This window comes from Mesorhizobium sp. P2_E9 (assembly GCF_056403815.1).
The window spans coordinates 115344-129366 of sequence record NZ_JBFUET010000018.1 but is presented as its reverse complement, the minus strand read 5'-3'; the positions used below and the strand labels follow the sequence as shown (position 1 = coordinate 129366).

Below are 14023 nucleotides of genomic sequence, written 5' to 3'. Positions count from 1 at the left end.
AAGTCGCATATCGTGTCGGGACTTTATGCCGAAGCCTTATCATGCTACAATTCAATCAATTCGATAATGATTATGCGAGATGCGCATGAACATCCATGACCTCGAAGCCTTCATCGCCGTGGTGGAAACCGGTTCGATCGTCGGTGCCTCGGCGAGGCTCAACCTCACCCAGCCCGGCGTCACGCGCCGCATCCAGAACCTCGAGGACGGGCTGGCGACCGCGCTTCTCGACCGTCAGTCGAAGCCGCTGAAGCCGACGGCTTCCGGGCGCGAGGCCTATGAGCATGGAAGGCGCGTGCTGCGCTCGCTGGAGGATCTGAAGGCCGGCGTGTCGCCGCAAGCCGAGGTCAAGGGCGAGTTCCGCCTGGGCATCATGCCCTATCTCTCCGACGCGGCACTTGCGCTGCCGCTCGACAGTCTGCGCGCCACTTTTCCGGAACTGACTTTGCGCGTCACCTCGGGCTGGTCGCCAAGGCTGGTGGAGCAGGTGGCGCGCAGCGAACTCGACGCGGTGGCGGTGTGCCTCGCCGAGGGCCTGGCGCCGCCGGATGAACTGGTCTGCGACGATCTCGGCGCGCAATCGGTGCTGCTGGTGGCGTCGCCCGGCCTCGGCGTGCCGAAGAAAGCCGACCTTGCCTCACTGTCGCGCTTCGCCTGGGTGATGAATGAAAACGGCTGCGGTTTCCGCGCCTTCATCCGCCAGAGTTTCGAGGCCGCCAGGCTGCCGTTCCAGGTCGGCGTGGAAGCGCTCAGCGTCGACCTCAGAATGTCGCTGGTGGCGCGCGGCCACGGCATCGGCATCGTCACGCCGGGCGCCTTCGCCGACAGCCGCTGGCGCGACAGGGTGGAGGTGATCGATTGCCCCGACTTCAAACCGCAGGTCCGCGCCTGGCTGCTGCACCGCCCGCCGGCCGGACGGCTTGCCCGGCCGATCGCGTTGTTTCGCGACACGCTGATCGACGGGCTGAAGGTGCCGATGCCGCTGGTGTCGTAAGTCAGTGGTCAGTTCTCCGTTGTCGAGAGAAAGGCACCTCAATAGGGTGAACACTTCGGGGGAGGGTGTCGTGTCGGTCAGCATTTGCGTTTATTGGGGTCCCAGGCAACGACCTCTCACCGAGTTGGTATCGCAAGCCACAGCCTACTTTCACGTGCTGGGGGAAGCCAACGAAGGGCTCTCCCGTTGGGCGCCCATGGGCCGATCGCTCAAGCAGGCGACGCTATCCGAGCCTGTCGATACATCGTCGCCGGAGATTTTGCGCCGCTTTCTGTTAAAAGGCCAGAACAAGACTGACATGCCGCCGCGCCAGCCTATTCCGGAACTTGGATACAGCTGTCACTTTGGAACCAGCGCCATGGGAATCTGGAAGCATCGACCTCGGTGCATTGTGGTGCCTATTCGCAATATCTGTCCGAAGATAGCCAGAACAATGCCTTGCTCAATCTCAGCTTTCCGAACAAAAAAGGGCTTGCAGTTGCTGTTCTCCTGGATGTGTTCCGGGAAGCCATCGACATATGGCAACCTGCCTGGGGGACGATCTGGCGATATTTCCATGGCGGGCATCCCGCTGGCGCGCCTTGGGATTCGAGCCATATCCAATACGCCTTCTACCAGTCGCAAAGTGGATTGGGGCCAGCCGGTCGAGGCATCGGACAGCAACAAGTGCTAGGCACCCAAGGACGCCTCTGGGTCAACGAAGCGGCGTCGTCCTTCATGGAGAAGGAATAACGATCGCAGTGCCACGCGCTTTTGCTCATAATGTTGACAGCCACTTCGCGCCCAACACCGTCAGCCGATGCAGAACTCCTGGCCAGACATTGTTGCCTCCATTCGAGACAGGCGCTTAAACCCCGCCGATCCATTCACTTCGGCGTTCGGCGGCGTGGAGACGCTTGCCTCGTTCATAGCAAACGGCCCTTTGAATTCAGTTCTCTTCGGCTGGATGTCCGTGTTCGACCTGTGCATCCAGCAGGTCGATGTCGAACCTTATTCCGGACCTTATCTGAGGGTGAGCCCGCTGCATTCCGGACGGGTCGAATTCCGGTATGTCGACACGGCAATCGCACAAAGACAATGGCACAGGGAGACGGCGCCCGATGCTGTCGTGCCGACGTTTATGCGCTTCATGGATCAGCTCGGATGGACGGTGGAATCGATACGGCAGAATGATTCAACCCAGGCCCAAAGCCCTTAGCCAGCGTCGCGGCATTCCTGAATCCAATCAGGCGGTTGCAACGATCGCCGAACGCAACGGCTTTGCTCGCGCACGTCGTGCAGCCAGTCGTTCAAGCCCATGTTTTCGAATGCTGACCAGGCCTATGAGGATATTGCCGGGTACATCAGGCGTTAGGCAGGCTTTACATTCCATGATCACATTGCATTACCAGGTCTTGACCCCTCCGCAACGAACCCCAAATCGATCATGCCGGCGCCTGATGGGCCGGTGCAGGCGCGGGCGCCAGCTTCATGGGCGCCACGCTGGGCGATGGTCTTGTGACCGTCGAACTCGGGCATCAGTGCCGGAGGCGATGACGTTGCGGGAGACCCGCGACCGGGCGAGGGCGTTCCCAAAGGTTGAGCGGATCGGACCAGAAGCAGAGCGAAAACAGCAAGCACAGATGGGGCTGGCAGCGATGCCAGCGTCAGACGGCGCATTGTCCTCCGGAGCATGGCAGGCAGTGCATACAAACGTACCAGAAACAGGATCAAGAAAGGAGAAAGTGCAATGACCATTCGTGATCTCATGCCGTGGAGCCGCGACACCAGCCAGTCTCCGACCCTCTTTCGCGAAGGCGACAGGGACCCGTTCATGGGCCTGCATCGCGAGATGAGCCGCCTGGTCGACGACATGTTCCGCGGCTTCGAGTCGCGGCTTCCGTCCATGGGCCGGTTCTCTTTGGCCGGCACCGGTTGGCCCAGCGTGGAAATCTCCGAAACGGACAAGGATATCCGCGTGACAGCCGAGATACCCGGCATGGAGGAGAAGGACATCGAGGTGTTGCTCGATGACGGCGTCCTGACGTTGCGCGGCGAAAAACACTCCGAAACCGAAGACAAGGAGCGCCAGTTCTCCGAGCGGTTCTATGGCCGCTTCGAACGTCGCATCCCGATCGGCTTCGAAGTTGCGGAGGACAAGGTCGCGGCCGATTTCCGCAACGGCGTCTTGTCCGTGAGCTTGCCGAAGTCCGAGAAGGCGCAGAGCAAGGCTAAGCGCATCCCTATCGGCGGCAAGAGCACCAAGCACTAGAACAGACCGACCGGGCGGGCGTACCGCGCTCGCCCGGCATTGACAGGCGGATTTCGCGCCGGTCGCATGGCCCTCTTGAGAATCCCCCAGCCTTCGGCAACATGGCGGCGATGGCCGAGGCGCGAACATGAACAAGCCGATTTCCGCACCGCGTAAGTCTACGCCGCGCAAAACACCGATGGCGCTGACCGAGGCGCTGGTGGCGCGAACGATGCGGGTGGTCGAGGATGCCGGGCCGACGCCGGGCATGGTCTATATGACCGACGCCGACTATGCGGGGTTTCGCGACGAGATCCTGGCCAGCGCGCCGGCCCGGCCGCTGAAGCTGTTCGCTTATGGCTCGCTGCTGTGGAAGCCGGCCGGCGAGGTGCGGGGTGGCGAACGGGCGGTGGCGCGAGGCTGGCACCGGTCGTTCTGCTTCACGGTCCAGCGCTTTCGCGGCACGCTTGATCAGCCCGGCCTGATGATGGCGCTCGACCGTGGCGGCCAATGCCAGGGCATGGTGTTCGAGATCGCTGAGCCGGTTGCCGAAAATCTCGAAGCGCTTCTGCGCCGCGAGATGACCATCCTGCCCGCCGTCAATGTGCCGCGCTGGCTGCAGGTCACGACCGAAAGCGGGGAGGGCCGGGCGCTCGGCTTCGTCGTCGATCCCGCCAATCCGCGCTATGCCGGCAAGCTCGACAAGTCTGCAGTCGCGGCGACCTTGGCCAGAGCCGTTGGCCATTGGGGCTCGGGCGCGGAATATCTGTTCGAGACGATCCGCCATCTCGACGCCTGCGGCATCCGCGACCGCAATCTGTGGCAGTTGCAGGAACTGGTGGCGCAGGAGATCGGGCGCGTCCATGCGGCTCTCTAGCCGCCCGCGGGACTTGCGGGGGCCGTGCGAACCAGGAAATCCCGAAAGCTCTCCTGCGGCTTACCCGTAAGCGTGGTGAAATCGCTGGAGGTCGTGGCGTAGCGACCCTCGGCGATCGAGGCGCACAGGGTGGCGAAGGCCTGTGGCCAGGGCGCGCGGAGGCGTGCCGACGCCGAGACCAGATAGTCGTCGAGGGAGCAGGGACGATAGCGCAAGGGCCGTACCGTCGCGTCGGAATAACAGGCGGCGATCTCGTCAAAGTCCAGCGTCTGGTCTCCGGTGATCGTGTAAAGGGCGCGCGCGGCGCCCGGTCTGGCCGTCACCGCTGTTATGGCCTCCGCAACGTCGTCGCGCGAGACCGGTGCGACCAGGCCTTGTCCGGCAGGCAGCGCGAGTTCCCCGGAGGCGGGCACGAGCCAGGCGTCGCGGATGAAATCGCTGTAGAGGCCGCAGCGTAAGATGGTCGAGGGCACGCCGCAGGCGGCCAGGCGGCGCTCTGCGTCGCGGTAAACAGGCGCGTAGTAGAAGGGCGACGCCTCGCCGATGTCGACGATGCTGGTGAAGGTGATGTGGCGGACACCGGCCGCGCTTGCTGCCGCGATGGCGTTGGCGTGGTGGCGCATGACCGCATCCGCATGGCCGTCGCTTGAAATCAGCACCAGTTGGTCGATGCCGGTGAAGGCTGTCTTCAGGGCAAGGGCATCCTCGTAGTCGCCGACGCGCAGTGCTACTGCGCGGGGCAGGCGCCTTTGCGCGGCCTCGGTGTTGCGGACAAGTGCTGCCACCTCATGGCCTATCGATGCCAGCCTCGAGACGACCGCGTTGCCGACATGGCCGGTGGCTCCGGTGACGAGGATCATTGCTGTCGCCCAATCTTCCGTCCGTTCAAAATCTTCCGCCCACCAAATCCCCGCTTGACGAACATATATCCCTGTGGTTATACGTCAACCAATAGCCAGCGGGTTATCGATTGCAATGCCTGACGCTCATGACCTGCTCTTCAGGACGCTCGCCGACCCGACAAGGCGGGCGATCTTCGAACGGCTGTGCCGTCAGGGGGAACAGACGGTAGGCGCGCTGACGAGCCAGTCCGGCGTCTCGCAACCGGCGGTGTCGAAGCATCTCGGCCTGCTCAAGCAGGCCGGGCTGGTGCGCGACCGCCATGAGGGGCGCCAGACGCATTACAGCGCGCAGCTTGGCGCGCTGGCGCCGCTGATGGACTGGACACGTGAGATGGCCGGGTTTTGGGAGGCTCGGTTCGATGATCTCGAGGATTTGCTCAAAAGGATGGACCAGTGAACGATAGTGCCACCGAAAACCGCACTGTCGTCGTCGAGCGGCAGATTTCCCATCCGCCCAAAAAACTCTGGCGCGCGCTGACGCAACCGCATCTGATCGAGGAGTGGCTGATGAAGAACGATTTCAAGCCTGATGTCGGCCACCGCTTCAACATCAGCGCCGATTGGGGCGGCGTGCTCGACTGCGAGGTGCTGGCTGTCGAGCCGAACAAGACGCTGTCCTACACCTGGAACCTCGCGCACCCGGATCCGACCTTTGACCTCAGGAGCGTGGTGACTTTCACGCTGACCCCGACATCGACCGGAACGCATTTGCGCATGGAGCAATCGGGCTTCCGGCCCGATCAGCGGCGGGCTTATGGCGGCGCCAAGATGGGTTGGCCGCAATTCTTCGAGAAGCTGGAGCAGCTTCTCGACCGGACGGATTAGACTCGTTGTTTTGACGCAATTCCGGACGGAAAACCGTTTCACACTTTTCCTGGAATTGCGCTGCTCCGCCGGCCGATTTGAAAAACCAAAGCTGAATTCACCCGAGCGGTCCGCCGCCCGCAAAACCTATGGAGAAAGACGATGAAGATCAAACTGACGAGCATCCATGTCGACGACCAGGACAAGGCGCTTGCCTTTTACACCGGTGTGCTCGGCCTGGCCAAGAAGGCCGATTTCAGCAACGGCCCGTTCCGCTGGCTGACGGTGGCCTCGCCGGACGAGCCCGAGGGCACCGAGCTGCAGCTGGCGCTCAACGACAATCCGGCCGCCAAGGCCTACCAGCAGGCTATGTTCGAGCAGGGCCAGCCGGCGGTGATGTTCTTCACCGATGACATCAAGGGCGACCATCAGCGCATCACGGCGAACGGCGGAACGTTCAGCATGGCGCCGACCGAGGTGACCGGCTCGACCATCGCCAAGCTGAATGACGGCTGCGGCAATCTCATCCAGATCACCCAGCTGGCGCGCTGGTAGTACGCGCGGTTTCACGCGAATTTCAAAGGGAGGTAATCTTGGACTGGAGCAAAGGGATCAGGCAAACGCATCGCTGGCTGTCGATCATCTTCACGGCAACCGTCGTCGCCAATTTCGCCACCATGGCCTTCGGGCAGCCGCCGGCCTGGGTGGTCTATTCGCCGCTGCCGCCGCTCTTCCTTTTGCTGTTCAGCGGCCTCTATATGTTCGTGCTGCCCTATGTCGGGAAAGGACGCGGGATAGGAGGGGAAGGGTATGGCCAAGTCGACCGGCGCCAAGGCTGAGCCGAAGTTGCTTTCCGGCGGCAACCCGCAGATCGCCAAGGGCTATGGCGACGCGCCCGTGCAGGCCTATATCGCGGCGATGCCGGGCTGGAAGCGCGAGATGGGCGGGCGGCTCGACGCGCTCATAGAGCGCGCCGTGCCTGGTGTGCACAAGGCGGTCAAATGGAACTCGCCGCTCTATGGCGTCGAGGGCGAGGGCTGGTTCCTCGGCATCCATTGCTTCACCAAATACATCAAGGTGGCCTTCTTTCGCGGCACGTCGCTGAAGCCGGTGCCGCCGGGCGAATCCAGGAGCCAGGACACGCGCTATCTCAACATCCATGAGGACGACCCGTTCGACGAGGCGCAATTCAGCGCCTGGGTGACGCAGGCCAGCCAATTGCCTGGCGAGCGCATGTGAGCGCTCTATTGTTCATATTTTGAGGAGGAAACAGCATGACCGGATCGCCAGAGAGCAAATCTCCCTCCGAGCTGATCGACGGCAGGATCAAGGAACTCGGCGACTGGCGCGGCGAGATGCTGGCCCGGCTGCGCGCGCTCATTCATCAAGCCGATCCGAATGTGGTCGAGACCTGGAAATGGCGCGGCGTGCCGGTGTGGGAGCATGACGGAATGATCTGCACCGGCGAGACCTACAAGAGCGTCGTCAAGCTGACCTTCGCCAAAGGCGCGGCGCTGCCTGACCCCGCACGCCTGTTCAACTCCAGCCTCGAAGGCAACACGCGGCGTGCGATCGATTTTCAGGAAGATGCTGATATCGACGAGGCGGCACTGAAGGCGCTGGTGCGCGCCGCCATCGCCTTGAACACATCGAAGGCCAAGCGCTAGGCGCCGCCAGCCTCATCACGAAGACCAGCCGTGTTTACGATCTGGGAAGCTTGATGGTGCTAGATATCGCCGGATGATGGCCGGCCGGGTGGCCGGCCCCGGATGGATTCGCCATGAACAGCCCGATGCGCATGCCGTGGGTGGACACGGCCAAAGGTCTCTCGATCATCCTCGTGGTCATGATGTACTCGGCCTACAACACCGGCGAGTACACGGGCGGCGTCGGCTTTCTCCACTATGTCATCGGCTTCGCGACACCGTTCCGCATGCCGGAATTCTTCCTGATCTCAGGGCTATTCCTGTCGCAGGTGATCGACCGGCCGTGGCGGCGTTATATCGACCGGCGCGTCGTCCACTATCTCTATTTCTACGTGCTGTGGGCGATCATCTCGATCGGGCTGAAGATCGGCATCTTCAGCCGGGACCCGGGCGGCATGCTGCACGATCTCGCAATGGCTGTCGTCCAGCCCTATGGCGTGCTGTGGTTCATCTATATGCTGGCGGTGTTCGGCCTTATCGCCAAGCTTTTGCGGCAGTATCGCGTACCCGCCTGGATCGTCATTGCGCCTGCTGCCGCGCTGCAGATGTGGGCGCCGCATCCCGACAGCTACGCGCTTGAACAATTCGCGGCCTATTTCGTGTTCTTCTATCTCGGCTTCGTGCTGGCGCCGCTGATTTTCCGGCTCGTCGAATGGACGCAAGCCCGCCCTATGCTGGCCGTCGCCGGCCTGGCTTTGTGGGCGGTTATCAACGGCCTGCTCGTCTATTCGCCGGGCTATGCCATGCAGTCGGTCGGCATGCAGATGGGCCTGGCGGCATGGCCGCCGCTGCATCTCACCTTGGCCGTCGCAGGAGCCGTGGCGCTTTGCGTGCTTGGCGGCTTCCTCTGCACATTCCCCGTCATGGAATGGCTGCGCTGGCTCGGCGAACATTCGCTGGTCGTCTATGTCGCCTTCACCATCCCGATGTCGCTTTTCCGTGGCGCCGCACTGGCAAGCGGCCTGCTGACCGACACCGGCATGCTCAGCCTGGCTGTACTGCTCGTCTCGATCATCAGCCCGGTGGTGCTCTACCTCATCATCCAACGCGTGGGCTTCGGCATGTTCCTGTTCGAACGGCCGGCCTGGGCGCATATCGACAACAGCGCGCCGCAAGCGGCACCGAAAACGACGCTGCCCGCTGCCGCCGCCCAATCAAGCCGGACATAGTCGAGCCTGAGCAATTCCAGGAAAAGTGTGAAGCGGTTTTCCGTCCGGAATTGCGTCATAACAAGGACCTCAGCCGTCCCGCAGCCACACCAGCATCTCGCCGGGCTCGCGGTTGTCCCAGGCGAAGTAGGGGATGGCGGTCAGCCGCGCCTCGACGCTGGCCGGCGGTTCGGAGCGGTAGAGCCCGTCCTGCCAGCCATCGCCGGCATCGGCCCGCGCCGTGGCTGAAAGCGTCACCACGCCGCCCAGCAGTTCAGGTGCCTCATGCGCCTCTATGCCTGCCGTGCGCGGCAGGGTCAGGCGATGCAGCCGGCTGTCATTGTCCGTCGCCTCGACGCAGTAGATCAGCGGCCCGCGCGACAGCGCGACGCGGCCGGCATCCTGCCGGACCTCGGGGTTGGCGTAGAGCCGCTCGATCGGCATTTCGAGATCGAGCCGGACGCGATCGCCCTTTTGCCAGACGCGCCGGATGGCGGCGTAGCCGTCGCTGGTCATGTCATCGAGGTCGACCGCCTCGCCATTGATCTGAAGCGTCGCGCTGCTGCTCCATGCCGGGATGCGCAGATGCAGCGTGAATTCCACCGGCGCTTGCGGTTCAACGGTGATCTCGACGGCGCCATCCCAGGGATAGTGGCTCGCTTGGGAAAGGCTGACGGAAGTGTCGCCAATGTCGAAGCGGGCGGTCGAGTCGCCATAGAGATGCACGGCGAGCGCGTCGTCGGCCAGGCTGTAAAAGTAGCTGCCGATCGAGGCGACCATGCGCCCGACATTGGGCGGGCAGCAGGGGCAGCGGTGCCATTTCCATCTGTTGTGCCGGCCCCGGCTTTCCAGCGGGTTTTCGTAGAAGAACAGCGAGCCGTCGAGCGACAGGCCCGAGATCGAGCCATTGTAGAGCGCGCGCTCCATCATGTCGGCATAGCGGGCGTTCGGCCCCATGCCGAGCATGCGGCTCGCCCAGAACACCAGGCCGACGGCCGCGCAGGTCTCGGCATAGGCGCTCTCATTGGGCAGATCGTAGTCGCTGGTAAAACCCTCATTGTGCGCCGACGGCCCGAGCCCGCCGGTGATGTAGAGGTTTTTCGTGGTGAGATCGTCCCACAGCCGGTCAAGCGCCACGCGAAGGCTATCGTCGCCATATTCGGTGGCGATGTCGGCCATGCCCGAATAGAGATACATGGCCCGCACCGCATGGCCGACGACTTTGTCCTGCTCGCGCACCGGCCTGTGCGACTGATTGTATTCGTAGGTCTTGAAATGATAGGCCTTCGGGTCGGCGCCACGGGCGCGGGCTTCCTCGTCGAAGTAATGCGGCTGCTGGCCGCGCTGGTCGATGAAGTACTTCGCCAGCTCCATGTATTTCTGCTCGCCGGTCACTCGCGAGAGCTTGACCAGCGCCAGCTCGATCTCCTCATGGCCGCAATAGCCCTTTTTCTTGCCGGGCTCCGGTCCCAGCACCGAGGCGATGTGGTCGGCATAGCGGCACATGATATCCAGTAGCTTGCGCTTGCCCGTCGCCTGGTAGTAGGCGACCGCGCCTTCGATCAGGTGGCCGGCGCAATAGAGCTCGTGGCAGTCGCGCAAATTGGTCCAACGCTTGCCGGGCTGGATCCGCTGGTACCAGCTGGAGAGATAGCCGTCCTCCTGCTGCAATTTGCCGTACATGTCGATGACGGCGTCGATCTTCTTTTCCAGTTGCGGGTTCTTGCGCCGGTAGAGCGAATAGGCCGCGGTCTCGATCGTCTTGCCGAGATCGGAATCCCAGAACATCTGCGTCGTCACCGTCGAGCCGGTGAATTCCGCGCCCTGGCGGTTGGCTTCATCGGGCGAGGGCGAGTGGAAGGGAATGACGATTCCGGGCGAGGGGCGGTCCGGATCGATCTGCTCCAGCATGCGCGCCTCGACACAGCGCTCGTAGAGGATGTCGGCGGTGCGGGTCGCCACCGCGTCGGCGCGGTCGCCCCAGAAACCGTGCACGTCGACCTGCGGCACCGGCAGCGGGCGGAAGGCGAGCTTCGGCTTTCCCTTTGTGGCGGGGCGGGGGGATGGCGATGCGGTCATGAACTTACTCCATTTGTCGATTACTTGACGGCCCCGGCCATCAGGCCGCGGATGTAGAAGCGCTGCAGCGCGAGAAACAGGATGAGGCAGGGCACCATCATCACGGTGACGCCCGCCTGCACGGCACCCCAGTCGATGGCGCCGAAGCGGCCCGACTGCAGTGCGGTCATCATCACCGGCAGGGTGAATTTGGACTGGTCGGTCATCAGCACCAGGGCGGCGAGGAATTCGTTCCAGGCGCCGAGAAAGGCAAACAGCGCGATGGTGACGACGCCCGGCCAGACCAGCGGCAGCATCACCTTCAAGAGCATGGTGACGTTGTTGGCGCCGTCCATGCGCGCGGCCTCCTCGATCTCGCGCGGCACCGCGTCGAAGGCGTTGCGCATCATGAAGATCGAGAACGGCAGCTGCAGCGTCACATAGACGCCGACCAGGCCGGTCAGCGTGTTGTGCAGGCCAAGCTTGGTCAGCACCAGGAAGATCGGCGTCAGGATCGACTGGAAGGGGATCATGATCGTCGACAGGATGAGGACGAAGAACAGGTCCTTGAACGGAAAGCGGAAGCGCGAGAAGCCGTAGCCGGCGAGCACACTGACGATGACCGACAAAATGACGGTCATCACAGAGACGTAGATGCTGTTTTGCGCCGAGGCCCACAGCCCGTCGCCGAAGGAGTTGAGCGTGGCGTAGTTTTCGAGCGAGAAGCCCGTGGTCGGCCATGGCGGCAGCGGCGGCAGGCGCGCTTCGGCCGCCGGCTTGAAGGCCGACAGCACCGTCCACACGATCGGCGCCACGAACAGCACCGAGGCGATGATGCCGGTGGAATGCCTGGCGAAGCGGGCGGCGAGCTTGCCTCGGGCTGATATCGCCTGCGCCATCAGTCGAGCCCCTCGGGCTTGCGCAGCAGCCAGAGCTGGACGAGGCTGAGCGCCACCAGGATCACCAGCAGCACCATCGAAAGTGCGGCGCCATAGCCGAGCTTGAACGAGACGAAGGACTGGTTGAAGATCCAGTAGACCGCCGTCAGCGTCTGGTTGCGCGGGCCGCCACGCAGGATGATGTAGAACTGGTCGAAGGCGAGGATCGAGCCGGCGACCGACAGGATCAGCGCCAGCGCCAGCGTGCGGCGCATCAGCGGCAGCGTGATCGCCCTGAACCTTGCGAACGGCCCGGCGCCGTCGATGACGGCGGCCTCCTGCAAATCCTGCGGGATCGATTGCAGGCCGGTCATCAGGATGATCATGGTGAAGCCGGCGACCTTCCACACCACCATGGCGACGATCGACCAGAAGGCCGGCTGGAAGGTGGCGAGCAGGTTGTACTTCTTGTCGATCAGGCCGAGCTCATAGGCGGCTGGGCTGAACAGGCCGGAATCGACATTCAGGAGCCATGACCACAGCAGGCTCGCCGAGGCAAAGCCGACCACCGCGGGCATGAAGAAGGCGGTACGGTAGAGGTTGGTCAGCGGTCGCGGTTTTTCGATGAAGATCGCCAGGGGAAAGGCAATGGCGAAGATCGCGATGGTGACGATCACCGTGTAGTAGCCGGTGAATCTGAGCGCGTTCCAGAATCGGGTGTCGCGCAGGATCGCCCAGTAATTGTCGAGGCCGATGAAGGAATGCTCGCCCATCAGCGGCCAATTGTGCAGCGACATCCATGCCGTCATGCCGAGCGGGATGACGAAGAACAGCATGACCAGTGCCACCGCCGGCGCGACATAGAGCAGGCCGATCCACTGCCGCCGCCCTGCGCCGATCAGCTTTCTGGCGCGAGGCGGGGCGGTGGTGGTTGTGATGGAGGTCATGGCTGTTCCCTTGGCGCTACGTCCCCCTCCCCCTCGAGGGGAGGGTCCGGCCGTAGGCCGGGGGTGGGGTTCTCTCCGGAGCGCGCCGACGAAAAAAGGAACGTCGAGCACTGCCGAGACGACCCCACCCGGACCTGCGGTCCGACCTCCCCTCGAGGGGGAGGTGGGGGCGGCCGCTTACTTCTGCGGCGCCTGGTCGATGATCGACTGCATGGTCTCCTGCGCGTTGGCGATGGCGCCGTCGACATCGTCGCCGAAGAAGACCTCGTTGATCATCTGCGTCCACGGGCCGTTGGCGGAGTTGATCAGATCGTTGAACACCACCGAATAGGGCGTCTTGCCCTTGGCCATAGCCTCGGCGGCGATCTGGTAGCGCGGGTCGAGATCTTTCAGCGCATCCTTGGCGATGTCGCCGCGTACCGGCAGGCTGCCATATTTGGCGAGGATGGTCTGGCCTTCCAGCGAATAAGCGAAGTCCAAAAACTCCTTCACCACGGCGAGCTTCTTGGTGCCCTTGGTGACGACGAAATTGTCGCCGCCGGCAAAGGACGACCAGCCGCCATCCTTGCCGGGCAGGAAGGTGACGCCATAGTCGACATTGGGGTACTGGGTGTTGAGGGCGCCGATGGCGAAGGCGCCGGAGGGCGAGATGCCGATATTGCCGGCGGCAAAGGCGGCAAAGAAGTTGGCGCCGGTGTCGGTCTGCGCGCCTGCCGGCACCAGATCCTTCTTGACCATCGAGCGGTAGAGGTCGATGGCGCCACGCAATTGCGGGCTGTCCAGCGTCGCTTTCGAGCCGTCTTCCGAGAGGATATCGCCGCCCGAAGCCCAGATCAGCGGCGTGAAGGTGAAGATGTTGCAGCCGCCGCAATTGCCGGAGAAGTAGAAGCCCTTGTTGTTGCCGCCAAGTGCGTTGACCTTCTCGGCATCGGCGGCGATCTCGGCCCAGTTGGTCGGACCTTTTTCAGGGTCGAGGCCGGCCTGCTTGAACAGCTTCTTGTTCCAGATCAGCACCGAGGCGTCGGCCGAGAAGGGCAGGCCATAGATATGGTCCTTGTAGGTACCGGTCTTGACATGCGCCGGCGACAGGCTGGCGAAATAGGGCAGGGACTTCGCCCAGTCGGTGATGTCCTCCAACTGGCCGGAGGCGGCGAAGGACGGTGTGTAGATCAGGTCGAGCGACAGCGCGTCGGGCGCCGTTCCGCCGGCGGCGGCGGCGCCATATTTCGGGATGATCTCGGCATTGGGGATGATGTCGAGCTTGATCTGGTCCTTGTGCGCCTTGTTGTAGGCGTCGACGATCTTCGGCATGAAGTTCGAGCCGTCGGCACGCACCCAGATGTTGGCGGTGTCGGCGGCGGCAGCGCCGAGGCCGCTGCCCAGCACGGCAGCGGTCAGGGCCAGTTTGGCAATCAGGTTCCTCATCTTCTCCTCCTCCAGGTTTGGCCGCTGTCCGCGGCTTGGCGCCGCTCGCGCGGC

17 protein-coding genes are annotated in these 14023 nt (G+C 63.2%); 12 read left to right on the top strand and 5 right to left on the bottom strand.

Features of this window, described 5'->3' with window-relative positions:
* Positions 1–85 precede the first annotated feature (85 nt).
* The 5 genes from AC1D05_RS28735 to AC1D05_RS28715 all read left to right on the top strand — a co-directional run bounded on the left by AC1D05_RS28735 (position 86) and on the right by AC1D05_RS28715 (position 4101).
* Complete coding sequence (locus tag AC1D05_RS28735) at positions 86–994, top strand: LysR family transcriptional regulator (protein ID WP_477445265.1); 909 nt, start codon at positions 86–88, stop codon at positions 992–994.
* A 384-nt stretch (positions 995–1378) separates the two neighbouring features.
* Positions 1379–1726 (top strand): hypothetical protein, encoded by a 348-nt coding sequence (locus AC1D05_RS28730; RefSeq protein WP_477445263.1) that lies wholly within the window; start codon positions 1379–1381, stop codon positions 1724–1726.
* A 67-nt stretch (positions 1727–1793) separates the two neighbouring features.
* Positions 1794–2192: a hypothetical protein gene (locus AC1D05_RS28725; protein ID WP_477445261.1), complete on the top strand. Its 399-nt coding sequence runs from the start codon at positions 1794–1796 to the stop codon at positions 2190–2192.
* A 531-nt stretch (positions 2193–2723) separates the two neighbouring features.
* Complete coding sequence (locus AC1D05_RS28720; protein ID WP_477445259.1) at positions 2724–3245, top strand: Hsp20/alpha crystallin family protein; 522 nt, start codon at positions 2724–2726, stop codon at positions 3243–3245.
* Between the two features lie 127 nt (positions 3246–3372).
* On the top strand, positions 3373–4101 hold the full coding sequence (locus AC1D05_RS28715) for a gamma-glutamylcyclotransferase (RefSeq protein WP_477445257.1): 729 nt from the start codon (positions 3373–3375) through the stop codon (positions 4099–4101).
* Here the strand turns inward: AC1D05_RS28715 and AC1D05_RS28710 are convergent.
* Complete coding sequence (locus AC1D05_RS28710) at positions 4098–4961, bottom strand: NAD(P)H-binding protein (RefSeq protein ID WP_477445255.1); 864 nt, start codon at positions 4959–4961, stop codon at positions 4098–4100. The genes AC1D05_RS28715 and AC1D05_RS28710 overlap by 4 nt on opposite strands.
* Before the next feature lie 115 nt (positions 4962–5076).
* On the opposite strand from AC1D05_RS28710, the gene AC1D05_RS28705 reads away from it, so the two are divergent.
* The 7 genes from AC1D05_RS28705 (at position 5077) to AC1D05_RS28675 (ending at position 8682) form a co-directional block, all read left to right on the top strand.
* Positions 5077–5400, top strand: coding sequence for an ArsR/SmtB family transcription factor (locus AC1D05_RS28705; protein WP_477445253.1), 324 nt, complete (start codon positions 5077–5079; stop codon positions 5398–5400).
* Positions 5397–5828, top strand: coding sequence for an SRPBCC family protein (locus AC1D05_RS28700; RefSeq protein WP_477445251.1), 432 nt, complete (start codon positions 5397–5399; stop codon positions 5826–5828). The genes AC1D05_RS28705 and AC1D05_RS28700 overlap by 4 nt, the downstream gene beginning before the upstream one ends.
* Before the next feature lie 141 nt (positions 5829–5969).
* On the top strand, positions 5970–6362 hold the full coding sequence (locus AC1D05_RS28695; protein ID WP_477445249.1) for a VOC family protein: 393 nt from the start codon (positions 5970–5972) through the stop codon (positions 6360–6362).
* 38 nt (positions 6363–6400) lie between these two features.
* The gene (locus AC1D05_RS28690) at positions 6401–6646 is read left to right on the top strand and encodes a hypothetical protein (RefSeq protein WP_477445247.1); all 246 of its coding nucleotides are present in this window, start codon (positions 6401–6403) and stop codon (positions 6644–6646) included.
* A complete protein-coding gene (locus tag AC1D05_RS28685; RefSeq protein ID WP_477445245.1) occupies positions 6618–7046 on the top strand; it encodes a DUF1801 domain-containing protein in 429 nt (142 codons plus the stop codon). Before AC1D05_RS28690 ends, AC1D05_RS28685 begins: the two co-directional genes overlap by 29 nt.
* Positions 7047–7081: 35 nt before the next feature.
* Positions 7082–7474 carry a DUF1801 domain-containing protein gene (locus AC1D05_RS28680; RefSeq protein WP_477445243.1) on the top strand — a complete coding sequence of 131 codons (393 nt, stop codon included), beginning with the start codon at positions 7082–7084 and terminating at the stop codon, positions 7472–7474.
* A 113-nt stretch (positions 7475–7587) separates the two neighbouring features.
* The gene (locus AC1D05_RS28675; protein WP_477445241.1) at positions 7588–8682 is read left to right on the top strand and encodes an acyltransferase family protein; all 1095 of its coding nucleotides are present in this window, start codon (positions 7588–7590) and stop codon (positions 8680–8682) included.
* Positions 8683–8751: 69 nt separating this feature from the next.
* Here AC1D05_RS28675 and AC1D05_RS28670 read toward each other — a convergent pair whose 3' ends face one another.
* The 4 genes from AC1D05_RS28670 to AC1D05_RS28655 all read right to left on the bottom strand — a co-directional run bounded on the left by AC1D05_RS28670 (position 8752) and on the right by AC1D05_RS28655 (position 13969).
* Complete coding sequence (locus AC1D05_RS28670) at positions 8752–10740, bottom strand: glycoside hydrolase family 127 protein (RefSeq protein ID WP_477445239.1); 1989 nt, start codon at positions 10738–10740, stop codon at positions 8752–8754.
* A gap of 20 nt (positions 10741–10760) precedes the next feature.
* Positions 10761–11618, bottom strand: coding sequence for a carbohydrate ABC transporter permease (locus AC1D05_RS28665; RefSeq protein WP_477445237.1), 858 nt, complete (start codon positions 11616–11618; stop codon positions 10761–10763).
* Positions 11618–12544 carry a carbohydrate ABC transporter permease gene (locus tag AC1D05_RS28660; protein ID WP_477445235.1) on the bottom strand — a complete coding sequence of 309 codons (927 nt, stop codon included), beginning with the start codon at positions 12542–12544 and terminating at the stop codon, positions 11618–11620. Before AC1D05_RS28660 ends, AC1D05_RS28665 begins: the two co-directional genes overlap by 1 nt.
* 177 nt (positions 12545–12721) lie before the next feature.
* Complete coding sequence (locus AC1D05_RS28655) at positions 12722–13969, bottom strand: ABC transporter substrate-binding protein (protein ID WP_477445233.1); 1248 nt, start codon at positions 13967–13969, stop codon at positions 12722–12724.
* Between the last annotated feature and the right edge of the window lie 54 nt (positions 13970–14023).